The sequence below is a fragment of the Variovorax sp. 05L425 genome, from assembly GCF_056397705.1.
This window is the reverse complement of record NZ_JBFTNY010000002.1, coordinates 23,969-37,888: the sequence shown is the minus strand read 5'-3', so window position 1 is coordinate 37,888 and position 13,920 is coordinate 23,969. Positions and strand designations below refer to the sequence as shown.

The following is a 13,920-nucleotide window of genomic DNA, read 5'->3' as shown; positions in this document are numbered from 1 at the left end:
CATCAATGACCGACGTTCTAGCCATCAGCCTGCGCAGCATGCAGCACGACATGGTGCGCCTCGAGCGCATCAGCATGAACATGGCGAACGCCATGACCCCGGGCTACAAACGGGAAATGCCCGCGGCCCTGCCCTTGGCGGCCAGCGGATTCATCAATGCGATGAGTTCGGTCGATGCGTCGGCGGCGCGAACCCTGACGGCCGCGACGACCTCGGCCGGCGCGTTGATGGTCCGGACCGACATGCGCCCGGGCACGCTCAAGTCGACCGGTCAGGACCTCGATGTGGCGCTCGGCGGAACCGGCTTCTTCGAGGTGAACACCGACAGCGGCCCGGCCTACACGCGCCAAGGCAACTGGCAAGTGGATGCACGCGGCCGTCTGGTGACAGCGCAGGGACATCCGGTGATGGGCGTGGGCGGGGAAATCCTCCTGTCGAATCCTCGACCGCGCATCGACGCGACCGGCCAAGTGTTCGATGCAATGGTCGACGGACGCGCCGATGCAGCCCCCGTTGCACAGCTGAAGGTCGTCCGGTTCGACGACGTCCGAGACCTGGAGCGCATCGGCGACGGTCTCGTGCGATCCCCCGTCCCTCCGAAGCAGCTCGTCGACAGCGAGGTTCAGGTGCACCAGGGCTTCCTCGAGAACTCCAACGTCAACTCGATGCAGGAGATGGTGCAGCTGATCCAGTCGATGCGGCACTTCGAGTCCATGCAGAAAGTGGCCCTGGGCTACGACGAAATGATCGGCGCCGCCGTGCGCAAGCTCGGCGAGATCTGAGCGCCGATCCTCCCCGGAGCTCCCAAGATTCCTCTGATCGAAGAAATGACTCATGTTTGACGCCCTCTACATCAGCGCCACGGGCATGCAGGCTCAGCAGCTCAACGTCGACACCATCGCCAACAACCTGGCCAATGTCAGCACCCCCGGATTCAAGAAGAGCAAGGTCGGCTTCACCGACCTGATGGTGCGTGAGGCCGCTCGCCTCACGCCGTCGCAGGTCGCAGGGCCGCTCGGCGGCGAGACGCGCTTGGGAGCAGGCGTAGGCATCACCGGCGTCGCGAAGCTCTTCGACATGGGCGACCTCAAGAAAACCGAGTCGGCCTTCGATCTTGCGATCCAGGGCGAAGGCTTTCTCGAGGTGAGCATGCCCGACGGATCGAGTGCCTACACGCGCGGCGGTACTTTCAAGATCAATCGCGAGGGCCTGTTGGCGACGCCGGGAGGCTTCCCGCTCAAGCCGATTCTCTCGATTCCCGACAACGCCGAGAGCATGGTGATCGAAGCCGATGGCCGTGTGCAGGTCCAGGTGCCGGGTCGGGCTTCACCCATCGATCTGGGCCAGCTTGAGCTGGTTCGCTTCACCAATCCATCCGGCTTGCTGGCGCAAGGCGACAACCTCTATCGCTCGAGCGTCGACTCGGGCGAGGCCATCGCCGCGAAGCCGGCGGAAGACGGCATGGGCAGCCTGGCGCAAGGTTTTCTCGAAGGGTCGAACGTCAAGCTGACCGAGGAAATGGTCAATCTCATGGTGGCGCAGCGCGTGTACGAGGCCAATGTCAAGGTCGTGCAGGCTTCCGACGAGATGCTGGCAATGATCAATGGCCTGCGTCGATAGAAACCCGGCCGCTGCGCGCGCGAGCGCATTGGCCCTCGCGTTGTGCGTGGCGACGTCGCTGGGCATCCACGCCTCCGCATCCGCAATCCCGAGGCCGAGCCCGACCGTCACCATCGAGTTGCGACCGGGCGTGAAGATCGGCCGGTCGCAGGTACGCCTGGGCGACGTCGCCTATCTCACGACGCATGACCTGCCCACGCTGCGCCAGTTGATGGCCTTGCCGATGGGCGCCGCGCCGCGGCCGGGTTCTCCTGCGGTGCTCGATCGCGAGACGGTCGAGCGCTGGATCCATGCAAAGAGCGGCTTGTTCGCCATTCGCTGGGAGGGGCCGATCGAGGTCGAAGTCGAAAGCGCCGCGTTGCAATTACCCGGCGACACCGTGATCGACGCGGCTCAGTCCGCGCTCACGCGGTGGCTGTCGGAGCGTAGCCTGCGTGCCGAAGTCTCGCCCGTGTCGACGGCGCGCGATCTCGTTCTGCCGGCCGGGAAGCCCACGCTGCATGTGCGGCCGATCGCAAGCCAGGCGTTGCCGTCGAAGCGCATGTTGGTGTGGGTCGATGCCTGGGTGGACGATCGGTTTGTGCGGACGACTGCGGTGAGCTTCGAGGTGAGTGCATGGGCATGGGTGCCGGTGGCAGCAGCGGATGTCGATCGCGGCGTGACAGTCGATCCGGTCGTGCGCCATGGTGCGCTGCAAGAGCGAGAGGTCGATCTGACGACGCTCCGCCAAGGAAAGCCGGCCGCTTCCGCCAAGAGCCGTACCACCGTGGCGGAGAGCAACCAGCAGTTGCGCCGTCCGTTGCGCAGCGGCGAGGCGCTCACCGAGTCGCATCTGGAGCCGGCGCTTGCGGTCGCGCGCGGTAGCTCGGCCGCATTGACGGCCCGCAGCGGCGATGTCGCGATCCAGAGCCGTGTCGAGGTGTTGCAGGACGGCCGCCCCGGGCAGATTGTCCGCGTCAAGGTGCCGGGCGCCAGCGGCGAGGTCTTGGCGCGCGTGACCGGGCCGGGTCAGGTCGAGGTGCAGCCGTGACATTGCGTTGGTTGAATCTGTTCGCTCTCACGGCGATGCTGTGTGTGCCGTCGGCGATGGCGGAAAGTCTTTATCAGGAGGGCAGTTTCCAGCCACTGACTGCCGACAACAAGGCCTTTCGTGTTGGCGATTCGCTCACCGTGCAGGTCTACGAGAACTCGTCCGCGACGAGCAGCGCCGATACCGGCACCCGCCGCGGCAACGACCTGTCCGGCTCTGTCACCCACAACGGCGGCAAGCTGGTCGGCCAGTTCGGCATCGGCATCGCCGGCAATTTCGACGGCGGCGGCCGGACCCAGCGAACCAACAAGCTGCTGGCGACGCTCAGCGTGACCGTGATCGAAGTTCTGCCGAACCGCGAGTTGCGCGTGGCTGGCGAGCAGTTGCTGACGGTCAACGACGAACTGCAGAGAGTCAATCTCGAAGGGCGCGTGCGGCCGCAGGATATCTCCAGCGGCAACGTAGTCTTGTCGACACGGCTGGCCGACGCGCGCATCACCTATGTGGGTGAGGGTGACGTGTCCGACCGTGCCCGGCGCAGCGCATGGCGGCGGATTCTGGATTGGCTTGGGCTGTGATGAAAACAGGAATCTCTCGAATCGCCTCGTGCGTGGGACTGGTGTGCGCGCTGGTGATCGTCGGCCTCCCGTCCGCGCATGCTGAAGGAATGCGCGTCAAGGACCTCGGCAAGCTCAAGGGCTGGCGCGACAACGCGCTGGTCGGCACGGGCATCGTCACCGGCCTCGCCGGCACCGGCGATTCGCCTGCCAACCGCACGACACGGCAATCGCTCTCGAACGTGCTGTCGCAGTTCGACCTGACCATTGCGCCGGAGCAGATTCAGAGCCGCAACGTCGCGATCGTCATGGTCAGCGCCTCGCTGCCGACTTTCGCGCGCGAAGGCGATACGCTCGACCTCACGGTGAGCTCCGCCGGCGATGCGCGCAGCCTCGTGGGTGGCACGCTGCTGATGACCCCATTGCGGGGTGCCAATGGCCGCACCTATGCACTCGGGCAGGGGCCGCTGTCGGTGGGCGGATATCGCTACGACGCCAACGGCAACGTGGTGCAGAAGAACCACCCGACCACGGCTTCGATTCCCAATGGCGCGACAGTGGAAGTCGGCGTGACCGCCGAGATGCTCGACGCACAGAAGAGCGTGACCTTCGTTCTTTCGGAGCCGGATTACACGACCGCCAACCGTGTCGCCGCGGCGATCAACAAGCAACTCGGCGAGCCGATCGCGCGGGCGAAAGATGCATCCGGCATCGAGATCGCGGTGCCGCCGGCGCAACGCGGCGACGTCGTGGCGCTGTTCACCCGCATTGAGAATGTGACGGTCGAGCCCGACCGGCGCGCCAAGGTCGTGATCAACGAACGCACCGGCACGGTGGTGTCGGGCGGCGATGTGCGGATCTCGAAGGTCGCGATCTCGCATGGCGGCATCAAGATCGCGATCTCCAGCGAGAACACCGCCTCGCAACCCTTCGACGTCATCGGCGCCGGGCCCGACGTTCGCACGGCGATCGTCACCAACACCCGCATCGATGTCGAGGAGCAGAACGGCACCGGCTTCGTGAGTGGGTCCAACACCGTGTCGGACCTCGTGCAGTCGCTCGCCCGCCTCAAGACCAGCACACGCGACGTGATCTCCATCCTGCGCGCCGTCAAGGCTGCGGGTGCGCTTCACGGCGAACTCATCGTGCAGTGACCGGCACGCATCCATTGAATCTTCATTCATCTTCCCTGAACAGCATCCCATGACAGATGGAATCGAAGCCGTCACCCGATCGGCACTCTCGCTGGCGCTCGACGCTGCCGCCCTGCGCCAGCAGGCCATCGCCACAAACATCGCCAATGCCGACACGGTCGGCTATGTGCCGCGGCACGTGAACTTCGAGGCGCAGCTCGCCGACGCACGGCGCAGCCTGCGCCAATCCGGAAGGCTTGACGCTTTCGCGCTGGGTGATGTGCGCCCGCGCATCGAAGCGGCGCGCGATGGAAACGGTCTCCAGGCGCAGGTCCGGCTCGATGTGGAGTCAGCCGAGATGGCGCGCAATGCCGTGCACTACCAGGCGCTCGCCAAGGGCCTTGCGCGTCACTACGCGATTCTTTCGATGGCCGTCGGCGACGGAAGGAAATAAGCATGGACTACTCCCGATCCTTCGCCATCAGTGCCGTCGGCATGAACATCGAGCGTGCGCGCGTCGATGTCGCGGCACTCAACCTCGCCAATGCCAACACCGTACAGGGTGTGGGCGGCGTCACGTACCGGCCGCTGCGCGTGGTGGCCCAGGCGCACACGGGGACACCCGCCGCAGGCGATGGCGTCCGCGCTTTTGATGCGATGGTCAGTGCCGGCATGGACACGGCAACGCAGGTGGCAACTTCGGTGCGCATCGTGCCTGCCGACGTTTCGCCGCGGCGTATGTACGAGCCCGGACATCCCATGGCCGATGAGCGCGGCTTTGTTTCCTACGCCGGTGTCGATCCGGCGACCGAAATGGTGAGCCTGATGAGCGCGACGCGCGCCTACGAGGCCAACGTCGCGGCGATGAACACGACCCGCGCCCTGGCGCTGCGGGCGCTCGACATTGGAGGACAGAACGCATGACCGGATTCCTTCCGATCGAGGCGCTGGCCTCGCTGTCGCCGGCGGCGCAGAACATGGTGAGCGTGGCCAACGCCAACGCGTTGGGCATGGCGGCGCCACCGACGCTGCAAGGCGCGGACGGATCCTTCGGAAGACTCGTGACCGACGGCATCGCCCAGGTCAACAGCCGCTTGATCGACAGCCAGGTCGATTTGCAGAAGCTCGCCGTGGGCGATGCGCAGAACCTGCATCTGATCATGATGAAGCTCGAGGAAAGCCGCCTTTCGTTCCAACTGATGATGCAAGTCCGCAGCCGGCTGCTTGAGGCCTATCAAGACATCATGAAGATGCCGATATGAGCTTCTGGCAAGGACTGACGCAGCGTGCGCGATTCGGCCTAGTCGCCGGTGTGCTGTCCATCCTCGTGGTGACTTCGGTCGCCGGATGGTGGCTGTTGCGCACGGAATATCAGGCGCTTTTCACAGACCTGAAGCCGCAGGACGCGCAAGCGATGACCGCGGAGCTTGAGCGCCTCAAGATCCCCTACCGCCTGGGCGACAGCGGCACGGCGATCCTGGTGGACAAGGCCACCGTGCATGCGACGCGCATCAAGCTCATGGGCAAGGATCTGCCGCTGCACGGTGCGGTCGGGCTGGAACTCTTCAACAACACGGACTTCGGCATGACCGAGTTCGCACAGAAGATCAACTACCAGCGCGCCTTGCAGGGTGAACTCACGCGCACGATCCAGTCGCTCTCCGAAGTGCGCGTCCTGCTGGCGCTTCCGGAACAGGGCCTGTTCAAGCAGGCGACTTCCAAGGCCAAGGCATCGATCACCGTGAGCCTGCGGCAGGGGCAGTCGCTGCGGCCCGAACAGGTGACCGGCATCCAGCGCCTTGTTGCGGCGGCCGTGCCCGGCATGACGAACCAGGACGTCACGATCGTCGACAGCCACGGCGTGGCCTTGACCCGTTCGGATTCGGGGGAGGCCGCCGATGGCCTCGACAGCGCTCGCCTGGACCTGAAGCGCGACACCGAGATTTACCTCGCCCGCAAGGCCGCTGCCGTGCTGGACAAGACTTTTGGACCGGGACAGGCGCTCGCCAGCGTGGATGTGACACTCAACATGGATCAGATTCGCGTGACCACCGAAGACGTGTTGCCGGCCGCGTCGCGGGCCGGGCTGCAGGCCGCAGGCGTGATCGTGCGCGAGCGCGAAACGCTGCGTGACGCAGGAGCGATCGACACCCGGAACCCCGATGCCGGCGGAAGCGCGCAGCGCGATGTGGAGTACGCCGTGGGGCGGCGCGTCGAACAGGTGGTCAGCCAGCCCGGCTCCATCCGGCGCATTCAAGTGGTGGCCGTGGTGCGCAGCGCGCTCGACGTTTCGCAAGAAGAGCAGCTTGCCAAGGTCATTGCCGCAGCCGTCGGCGCCTCCACGGATCGTGGAGACACCGTGGTCGTGCAGTCGCTGACCGGCGGGGCCGTGGGGGCGACGCAACCGGCAGCAGCAACGTCGGCCGGCTTGTCGGTCGAACTAGCGCCGGAGGCATCGACTGTTCAGGATGCCGACTCCTGGCTTGGAGGACTCGACGGTGCATCGGCCCTTCGGTGGCTGCTTGGCGCTGCGCTGATGGCGATAGCGGCATTGCTGATCTATCGCATGAACCGTTCGACGCTGCGCCAGCGAGCACTCGATCAGCCGGTTCTGTCGGAGGCGGAACGAACCGCCGCGTTGCAGCGCATGCGCGACTGGATGGCCGTGGATGCGCGCGCAGCCATCATGCCGGGGAGAAAGCCTTGATCGTCGAAGGAGGCCTCGCGCCTCGCCTTCACGACGGCCATGCCGGCCCAGGCGAAACAGCCGGAGCGCGGCAGGCCGCGCTGCTCCTGCATGCCATGTCCCCGGTCGATCGGACGTGGATGCTCGATGCCATGCCGGAGCGAGAGAGAGAAACATTGCAAGCGTTGCTGGCGGAATTGGCGTCCCTGGGCATCGCCAGTGACCCGGCACTGATCGCGGATGCGACGATGCCGTCGTCCGATGAAGACGTGCTTCTCTCACTCGCCGGAGGCCGCCTCGACACCGTGATCAGGGCGCTGCGAAGCGAGCCGGCCGCCCTGATCGTCAGTTGGTTGCGCGTGGCCAACTGGCCTTGGCGCGAAGACCTGCTGCAAGCCCTTGAGCCCGACCAACGATCGCGCGTGCAGGCGCTGTTGGCATCGACGACTGCCGGCCCGGTGCCGCCAGCACTTCGCTCCGCGCTCATCGCCGCCGTTGTGGCGCGCCTTCGTGGGCCGGTGCCGTATGAGCCGTTGCCGAGGCGGTGGCATTCCGTCCGGGAATCCTTGCGTGGGTTCTGGCGGCGGGCACGTGTCTCACAAGGAGTATCCGGATGAGCGGCGAAGTCTCGTCGCGAGTGCTGTGCGATGTGGTGGTGCAGGGGCGTCGGGCGCTTGCGCGTCCGCAAGCGCCAGCCCTCGTGGCAGCTCCGACCGTGCAGAACCAGCCGGACTCTCGCCCGGCCGCCGCGCAACGCGATGACGAGGCCTGTCGCCGCGGCTATGACGAGGGTTTTGCCAAGGGCGTCGCCGAAGGCCTTGCGCAGGGGACCGAAAAAGCGATGCAACTGGCACTTCAGGCGGCAGAGCAGGCCGAACGCGATCTCTTCGTGCAGAACGAACGTCTGGTCCAGGAACTGAAGCAGGAAGCCCAGGCCGACTGCGACGCACGCCTCGCACAACTGGACAAGCTGATCGCCGCGCTCGCGCCACAGATCGACGCCAGGGTGCAAGCGGCGGAGGACGACATCCTGGCGCTTTGCTTCGAGGTCATCTGCCGGTTGCTGGGCGAGCACGCGCCCCGGCCCGAGGCGCTCCAGGCCCAATTGAAGCAGTCGACGGACGCCATGCGGAATGGGCAACTGGTGGCCATCCATTTGCATCCCGAAGATCTCGCTGTGCTGGAGAAAGCTGGCGTGGCGCCGGCGGAAAGCGGCGAGCGCGACGGTGTTCAATGGATTGGCAGCAACGAAGTCGTACTCGGCGGCTGCATCCTGCAGTCTCCCGAAGGCGGACTCGATGCGCGCTTCGAGACGCAATTGCAAGCGTTGCGAGAACTCCTCCAGCGCAGCCGCGCCATGGTTCGTGGGTCCTGACATGAGCGCACTATCGGCTTGTCGCGAAGCGCTGCGCAACACTGACCTGCATCGCCGCATCGGCTGGGTCCGGGAGATGCAGGGGCTGGCCATCGATGCATTGGGCCCCGACGCCGCAGTCGGCGAACTGTGCCGCATCAAGGTGCGCAGGCATTCGCAGTCCGACCCCACGGGCGACGTGCTCGCGGAGGTCGTCGGGCTCAAGCAGGGCCGCGTCACGCTGATGCCCTATGGCTCGGCCGAGGGCATTGCATCGGGCTGCGAGGTCCAGGCGCTGGGCGCGAGATCGCAGATCGATGTCGGCCCAGCATTGCTTGGCCGCGTGGTGGACGGATTCGGCGATCCGCTGGACGGTGGGCCCCGCCCGGCCACGTCCATGCGCAGGCCGCTCAAGGCGGCGCCCATCAACCCGATGCGGCGCCCGCCGATCGACCGCATCCTCGAAACCGGCATCCGCAGCATCGACGGCCTGCTCACATTGGGCGAGGGACAGCGGATCGGCATCTTCGCGGGCAGCGGTGTAGGCAAGAGCACGCTACTGGGCATGCTGGCGCGACACCTGGGCCAGCATGCGGGTGCCGACGCGGAAGCCGTCAACGTGATCGCGCTCATCGGCGAGCGCGGCCGCGAAGTGCGGGAGTTCATCGAAAAGCAACTCGGCCCCGTTGGACTTGCGCATTCGGTCGTCGTGGTCGCCACATCCGACCAGCCAGCGCTGGCCCGCCTGCGGGCGGCCTATGCGGCGTTGGCGATCGCTGAGCATTTCCGCGACGAGGGCCGCAAGGTTCTCCTGACCATGGACTCGGTCACGCGCTTTGCAATGGCGCGGCGGGAGGTGGGGCTGTCCGCCGGCGAACCACCCACGGCGCGGGGCTACACGCCCTCCGTGTTCGCGGAGCTGCCCGAGCTGTGCGAGCGCTGCGGCACCGCGCCGGGCGGCGGGTCGATCACCGCGCTGCTCACGGTGCTGGTGGAAGGCGACGATTTCAACGAGCCGGTGTCGGACGCCTTGCGCGCGATACTCGACGGACACATCGTGCTCTCCCGGCACCTGGCCCATCGCGGGCACTACCCGGCGATCGACGTACTCAAGAGCGTCAGCCGGCTGATGACCGAGTTGGCCGATGCCGACCAGCGTGCACTTGCCGTGACGGCGGTGAACCAGTTGGCCGTGCTCGAGCGCAATCGCCAGATGGTCGACATCGGTGCCTATGAGAGAGGCTCGAACTCCGAACTCGACGCAGCGTTGCAAATCGAGCCTGCGTTGCAAGCATGGCTGCGGCAGAGCACCGGGGGCGCAACGCGTGCGGAAGCGCTCAGCGGGCTTCGAGACATTCTGGCGGAGCAGAAGAAGCCATGAGCAGGACCCTTGCAGAGACTACTGTCGCCCGGGATGTCGACGTTCGCGGCTTCGCGTACACGCTCGAACCCGTGAGGCAGAAGCAGCAGTGGCGTCTGGAGAGGCTGACGGCCGATCTCGCCCGAACGCAGCAGGCACTCGCTCGTGTCGAAGCACAAGTGGAGGAACTGCGGCGAATGCACGATACGCAGGCCGATGCCGTCGGCCATGCGTTGACGCAACGGGTCGATCCAGCGGCCCATCGGTACGCACTGAACCATCTGGCCCGCCTGGACGAGCGGACTTGTGAGCTCGACGAAGAACGCAAGTCGTTGAATCAGCGCTGCGCCTCACTGAGAAAAGCTTGCGTGGCGCAGCAACTCCGCATCGAAGGGCTCGTGCGCCACAAGGAAGAGGCGCTTGCCGAATACGCGCACGAGATGCGCCTGCGTGCGAGTGCCGAGCAGGACCGGGACTGGCTTGCGCGTCCGGCTGCCGGCCGTGTCTTCGGAGGGCGCGGGCGATGAGTTCGCAAGTCTCAGTAGCGCCCGCGCGTGTCACTCAGCCGGCCCAGCAGGGTGGCGGTGCCGTGTCGACCGGCCGCGACGCCCGACAGCATCAAATTGCATGGCAGCGCGAGATGGAGCGGGCGCAGTTGACGTCCTGGTTCAAGACGAACCCTGTCGCCGGGGAGAACGCGGAGCCGCCGCCGGAGAGCCGCACAGCAGCACACGCCGCCGCTCACCGCCATGGCGGCGAGAGGCGCGGCAGCGCGCCGCCCGGTGCGTCGCGGAGGGATCCATTCCCGGCAGTGCCAGCGTCGAGGACATCGAATGCTGGACACATGTCGGCGGCGTCGACGGCGCCCTGGGTTTCTTCTGGCCCGATGTCGATGCGGGCTGCGCCGAGCAAGACGCTGCGCCCCGCAGAGGGTCCGCAACGACCCGAGGCGTATCAGCCGTCACCCATGACCGGTTTGCCTGCGAATGTGCGAAGGGCGTTTCCCGCATCCATCACAGAAAGCGCATCACGCGCGCAACCGTCGATGCAAATCATGGAGCCGTCCGCGCTCCTGCGTCTGCACCCGGAGGAACGTCCCGAAGGCCATGCCGTATGGATCGCCATGCGTGCGAACGATGAAGCGCTTCGCGCCATGTTGCCCGGCATCGTGGCGGATCTGCAGCGCGCGCTCAGGGATCGCGGCGAGCGCCTGCACCTCGTGGTCTGCAACGGCCAGCCGGTCTGGCGCGACGGCGTTGCGCTGATTCCTCAAGACAACCCACACGATCAACTTCACCCAAGGGAGGCCTGATGGCCATCGATTCAATCGGCGCAGCCGGCGCAAGCAACCTTCAGGCAAGCAGCCTGGGCATGGAGGACTTCCTCAAGATCCTCCTGACCCAGTTGACCTACCAAGACCCGCTGAAACCCATGGACAACCAAGAGTTCATGGCGCAGATGGCGCAGTTCACGAGCCTGGAGCAAACCCAGCAACTCAACAACAAGATCGAAACGCTGATCACCAACCAGGCGGCGCTGCAGTCAGTAGGGCTGATCGGCCGCACGGTCGATATCACCGTCAGTGACGGGAAACTGAGCGGCACGGTCAAGGCGCTCTCGCTGTCGGGCGATGCGCCGCTGCTCACCATCGAGACCACGGCAGGGGCCACGCTCGGCGATATCTCCTTGAGCCAACTCGTCGCCGTGCGTTGATCGCTTGAACATCCGGAGGAAATCACCATGCTCGAATCCATCTACGTCGGAATGACGGGGCTGCTGGGCTATTCGCGCGGCCTGCGTGTCATCGCCAACAACACGGCCAACATGAACACGCCGGGCTTCAAGAGCTCCAGTCTTCAGTTCGCAGACATGTTCTACACCGGAGGCAATCTCAGCGGCGGCGTCACCAGCCAGAACAACAACCAGCTGGGCTTCGGCCTCAATACCACCGGAACGACGATGTCGTTCAAGCAAGGCGAGTTGCGCCAGACCGGCAACGAGCTCGACATGGCGGTCGACGGCCAAGGTCTCTTCGTGCTCAAGGGAGACGATGGCAGCCTCGTCTACACCCGCGCCGGCCAGTTCCGCTTCGACGCCGATGGTGTGCTCGTGAGCCGCAGCTCAGGCGAGAAGGTGATGGGGCGGGACAGCAATGGACAGCTTGTCGAGATCAGCGTCGCCGGGCACATGACGCAAGCTGGCAAGGCAACCACCCGGGTGAAGTTCAGCGGCAACCTTTCGAGCACGGCGACCGAGCAGGAAGTGGGCAACATCACCGTGCTCGACGCGATGGGTGGAAGCCACACGCTGACGCTGAAGTTCACCAACACGGACAGCGTCGAGGCCGGCAGTTGGAGCGTGGATGTCATGGATGGCACCACCGTGCTCTCCACCGGGCGCATCGTGTTCGCCGATGGCCGACCCGTCGCGGATGCGGCCATCGTGCAGGCCACTTATACGCCGCCGGGCCAGCCGCCGATGGCGCTGTCGCTGGATTTCAGCTCGGATGTGACGTCATTCGCGTCGGGCAATCTGTCGACGCTTGCGATGACTTTTCAGGATGGTGTCGGGCCCGGCACCCTGAGCGGCGTCGCTTTCGACGCCAATGGCGTGCTCACCATCAGCTACTCGAACGGCGAATCGCGCAACGGGGCTCGTATCGCGCTCGCGCGCTTCGACTCGCAGGATGCGATGGCGGCGCTGGGAGACAACCAGTTTCGCATGCTCGACGAGCGCGCCTGGCACTTCGGCGCGGCCGGTGAGGGCGCGTTCGGCAAGGTGCGTACCGGCGCGGTCGAGATCTCGAACGTGGACCTGTCACAGGAGTTCTCTGATCTGGTCGTGATGCAGCGCGGTTACCAAGCCAGTTCGCAGGTCATCTCGACGGCCAGCGACATGCTGCAGGAACTTTTCTCGATGAAGAGCCGATGAATACGGCGATGTCTTCAGCTCTGCTCGATCCGGTGGCGTCGGCGCGCCGGGCGCGCCCGCTGCGGCATTGGTCAAAGGTCCGGCAGGATCTCGTGTGCTCGCAATTTGCCGCGGTCCATCGCGCCTGGTGTGCGGATTGGCTGCCGGCAGACGAGGTCGCGGCGTTTGACGCCGATGTTCTGGTCAGCGAAAGCGATGCGGGCATGGAGCACGTGCCGGAAGACGCTGTCTGGTGGTCCTTCGCTGATACGCCGGCGGTGACAAGCGGCGACACCGCGATCCATGCGGTGGCGCGCGCGATGTTCGGAACCGATGTGACGACGACCGCACCGCGCCGCGAGGCATCGGCCATCGCCGAAGGCATGGTGCGCGCGGCGTGGAACGACTGGCTGCATCGCATCGCTTCATCGCCCGCGCTCGTCGGGAGCGAATTGCGGGAATCGCCGCTGGTGCGGGGTGCGTCGGCCGTTGCCGCCAAGCCCTGGTCCGGCGCCTTGTGGCTGCGTTGGCGCTGGTGCGGCGGTGTCTGGCGAATGGGATTGCCGTATCGCGCGGTGGCTGCACTTGTTGGCAGCGAGCCCGCGAAGGAGACCGCACAGGCAGCCGCCACCGCGGCAATACCACTCGAACAGGCCCTGGCGCGGGAGCGGATCGCGTTGCGCGTCATGCTGGCGGGCGCCGAATTGAATCTTGGCCAGTTGCAGGCGCTGCGTCCCGGCGATGTCATCCCGTTGAAGCATCTGCTCGACGCGCCGCTCAAGGTCATTGCCGCGGATGGTGCATCACTCTGCGACGGCTGGCTCGGGCAGCGCCAAGGGCGAATCGCCGTCGAGATGGCGTGGCCGGCCGCACCCCCATCCAACAATCATTCAGTGAAGGAAAAGAACCGATGACGAATGCCATTGAAGGAATCGTGACCGCGCAGACCGTTGTGCTGCCGGACCTGCCGGCCCCGGCACATGTCGATGGCGATGCCGGCAGCGCCGCCATCCTGCGGGACTGGAATCCGCTGCATCAAATCAAGGCCAAAGTGCAGGTGTGCGTTGGCGAGGCATCCCTCTCCGTGGGCGAACTGCTGGCAGCCAAGGAAAACCAGGTTCTGTGTCTCGATCGCACCATCGATCAGCCGGTGGACCTGACGATCGAGGGCAAGGTCGTCGCGCGTGGGCAGCTGGTGGCGGTGGACGATCACTTCGCGGTGCGCATCACTGAACTGCCGGTGGCCCTGAACCTGAGCCGGGGCGCCTGA

General features: G+C 65.8%; 18 protein-coding genes. All 18 read left to right on the top strand.

Annotated features, from left to right (window positions below; all coding sequences use genetic code 11):
* The first annotated feature begins 5 nt into the window (after positions 1-5).
* The 18 genes from AC1DN9_RS02255 to AC1DN9_RS02170 all read left to right on the top strand — a co-directional run bounded on the left by AC1DN9_RS02255 (position 6) and on the right by AC1DN9_RS02170 (position 13,920).
* Positions 6-782: a flagellar hook-basal body protein gene (locus AC1DN9_RS02255; RefSeq protein WP_478096887.1), complete on the top strand. Its 777-nt coding sequence runs from the start codon at positions 6-8 to the stop codon at positions 780-782.
* A 52-nt stretch (positions 783-834) separates the two neighbouring features.
* Positions 835-1,620, top strand: a complete 786-nt coding sequence (flgG, locus tag AC1DN9_RS02250) for a flagellar basal-body rod protein FlgG (RefSeq protein WP_478096886.1) — start codon at positions 835-837, stop codon at positions 1,618-1,620.
* Positions 1,604-2,650: a flagellar basal body P-ring formation chaperone FlgA gene (flgA, locus tag AC1DN9_RS02245; RefSeq protein WP_478096884.1), complete on the top strand. Its 1,047-nt coding sequence runs from the start codon at positions 1,604-1,606 to the stop codon at positions 2,648-2,650. The genes flgG and flgA overlap by 17 nt, the downstream gene beginning before the upstream one ends.
* A gap of 11 nt (positions 2,651-2,661) precedes the next feature.
* Positions 2,662-3,228: a flagellar basal body L-ring protein FlgH gene (locus AC1DN9_RS02240; RefSeq protein WP_478096882.1), complete on the top strand. Its 567-nt coding sequence runs from the start codon at positions 2,662-2,664 to the stop codon at positions 3,226-3,228.
* Positions 3,228-4,361, top strand: a complete 1,134-nt coding sequence (locus AC1DN9_RS02235; RefSeq protein ID WP_478096880.1) for a flagellar basal body P-ring protein FlgI — start codon at positions 3,228-3,230, stop codon at positions 4,359-4,361. Before AC1DN9_RS02240 ends, AC1DN9_RS02235 begins: the two co-directional genes overlap by 1 nt.
* Before the next feature lie 49 nt (positions 4,362-4,410).
* Positions 4,411-4,794: a flagellar basal body rod protein FlgB gene (flgB, locus tag AC1DN9_RS02230; RefSeq protein WP_478096878.1), complete on the top strand. Its 384-nt coding sequence runs from the start codon at positions 4,411-4,413 to the stop codon at positions 4,792-4,794.
* Between the two features lie 2 nt (positions 4,795-4,796).
* Positions 4,797-5,264, top strand: coding sequence for a flagellar basal body rod protein FlgC (gene flgC / locus AC1DN9_RS02225; RefSeq protein WP_478096876.1), 468 nt, complete (start codon positions 4,797-4,799; stop codon positions 5,262-5,264).
* Positions 5,261-5,602, top strand: coding sequence for a flagellar hook-basal body complex protein FliE (gene fliE, locus AC1DN9_RS02220; protein WP_478096874.1), 342 nt, complete (start codon positions 5,261-5,263; stop codon positions 5,600-5,602). The genes flgC and fliE overlap by 4 nt, the downstream gene beginning before the upstream one ends.
* Positions 5,599-7,047 carry a flagellar basal-body MS-ring/collar protein FliF gene (gene fliF, locus AC1DN9_RS02215; RefSeq protein ID WP_478096872.1) on the top strand — a complete coding sequence of 483 codons (1,449 nt, stop codon included), beginning with the start codon at positions 5,599-5,601 and terminating at the stop codon, positions 7,045-7,047. Before fliE ends, fliF begins: the two co-directional genes overlap by 4 nt.
* Complete coding sequence (locus AC1DN9_RS02210) at positions 7,044-7,643, top strand: hypothetical protein (RefSeq protein WP_478096870.1); 600 nt, start codon at positions 7,044-7,046, stop codon at positions 7,641-7,643. The genes fliF and AC1DN9_RS02210 overlap by 4 nt, the downstream gene beginning before the upstream one ends.
* Positions 7,640-8,401, top strand: coding sequence for a FliH/SctL family protein (locus AC1DN9_RS02205; protein ID WP_478096869.1), 762 nt, complete (start codon positions 7,640-7,642; stop codon positions 8,399-8,401). The genes AC1DN9_RS02210 and AC1DN9_RS02205 overlap by 4 nt, the downstream gene beginning before the upstream one ends.
* A 1-nt stretch (position 8,402) precedes the next feature.
* Entirely contained in the window at positions 8,403-9,761 is a 1,359-nt protein-coding gene (locus AC1DN9_RS02200; protein ID WP_478096867.1) for a FliI/YscN family ATPase, read from the top strand.
* Positions 9,758-10,267, top strand: coding sequence for a hypothetical protein (locus tag AC1DN9_RS02195; RefSeq protein ID WP_478096865.1), 510 nt, complete (start codon positions 9,758-9,760; stop codon positions 10,265-10,267). Before AC1DN9_RS02200 ends, AC1DN9_RS02195 begins: the two co-directional genes overlap by 4 nt.
* Positions 10,268-10,794: 527 nt before the next feature.
* Positions 10,795-11,052: a hypothetical protein gene (locus AC1DN9_RS02190; RefSeq protein WP_478096863.1), complete on the top strand. Its 258-nt coding sequence runs from the start codon at positions 10,795-10,797 to the stop codon at positions 11,050-11,052.
* Positions 11,052-11,453: a flagellar hook capping FlgD N-terminal domain-containing protein gene (locus AC1DN9_RS02185; protein WP_478096861.1), complete on the top strand. Its 402-nt coding sequence runs from the start codon at positions 11,052-11,054 to the stop codon at positions 11,451-11,453. The genes AC1DN9_RS02190 and AC1DN9_RS02185 overlap by 1 nt, the downstream gene beginning before the upstream one ends.
* Before the next feature lie 27 nt (positions 11,454-11,480).
* Positions 11,481-12,671 carry a flagellar hook protein FlgE gene (locus AC1DN9_RS02180; protein ID WP_478096859.1) on the top strand — a complete coding sequence of 397 codons (1,191 nt, stop codon included), beginning with the start codon at positions 11,481-11,483 and terminating at the stop codon, positions 12,669-12,671.
* A gap of 8 nt (positions 12,672-12,679) precedes the next feature.
* A complete protein-coding gene (locus AC1DN9_RS02175) occupies positions 12,680-13,564 on the top strand; it encodes a FliM/FliN family flagellar motor switch protein (protein WP_478096857.1) in 885 nt (294 codons plus the stop codon).
* A 20-nt stretch (positions 13,565-13,584) separates the two neighbouring features.
* On the top strand, positions 13,585-13,920 hold the full coding sequence (locus AC1DN9_RS02170) for a FliM/FliN family flagellar motor switch protein (RefSeq protein WP_478096855.1): 336 nt from the start codon (positions 13,585-13,587) through the stop codon (positions 13,918-13,920).

Excerpts from the sequence above, each read along its gene's own strand:
- AC1DN9_RS02255 (WP_478096887.1), top strand. The coding sequence starts at position 6 with ATGACCGACGTTCTAGCCATCAGCCTGCGCAGCATGCAGCACGACATG.
- flgG (WP_478096886.1), top strand. The coding sequence starts at position 835 with ATGTTTGACGCCCTCTACATCAGCGCCACGGGCATGCAGGCTCAGCAG.
- flgA (WP_478096884.1), top strand. The coding sequence starts at position 1,604 with ATGGCCTGCGTCGATAGAAACCCGGCCGCTGCGCGCGCGAGCGCATTG.
- AC1DN9_RS02235 (WP_478096880.1), top strand. The coding sequence starts at position 3,228 with ATGAAAACAGGAATCTCTCGAATCGCCTCGTGCGTGGGACTGGTGTGC.
- flgB (WP_478096878.1), top strand. The coding sequence starts at position 4,411 with ATGACAGATGGAATCGAAGCCGTCACCCGATCGGCACTCTCGCTGGCG.
- flgC (WP_478096876.1), top strand. The coding sequence starts at position 4,797 with ATGGACTACTCCCGATCCTTCGCCATCAGTGCCGTCGGCATGAACATC.
- fliE (WP_478096874.1), top strand. The coding sequence starts at position 5,261 with ATGACCGGATTCCTTCCGATCGAGGCGCTGGCCTCGCTGTCGCCGGCG.
- fliF (WP_478096872.1), top strand. The coding sequence starts at position 5,599 with ATGAGCTTCTGGCAAGGACTGACGCAGCGTGCGCGATTCGGCCTAGTC.
- AC1DN9_RS02205 (WP_478096869.1), top strand. The coding sequence starts at position 7,640 with ATGAGCGGCGAAGTCTCGTCGCGAGTGCTGTGCGATGTGGTGGTGCAG.
- AC1DN9_RS02200 (WP_478096867.1), top strand. The coding sequence starts at position 8,403 with ATGAGCGCACTATCGGCTTGTCGCGAAGCGCTGCGCAACACTGACCTG.
- AC1DN9_RS02195 (WP_478096865.1), top strand. The coding sequence starts at position 9,758 with ATGAGCAGGACCCTTGCAGAGACTACTGTCGCCCGGGATGTCGACGTT.
- AC1DN9_RS02190 (WP_478096863.1), top strand. The coding sequence starts at position 10,795 with ATGGAGCCGTCCGCGCTCCTGCGTCTGCACCCGGAGGAACGTCCCGAA.
- AC1DN9_RS02185 (WP_478096861.1), top strand. The coding sequence starts at position 11,052 with ATGGCCATCGATTCAATCGGCGCAGCCGGCGCAAGCAACCTTCAGGCA.
- AC1DN9_RS02180 (WP_478096859.1), top strand. The coding sequence starts at position 11,481 with ATGCTCGAATCCATCTACGTCGGAATGACGGGGCTGCTGGGCTATTCG.
- AC1DN9_RS02175 (WP_478096857.1), top strand. The coding sequence starts at position 12,680 with ATGTCTTCAGCTCTGCTCGATCCGGTGGCGTCGGCGCGCCGGGCGCGC.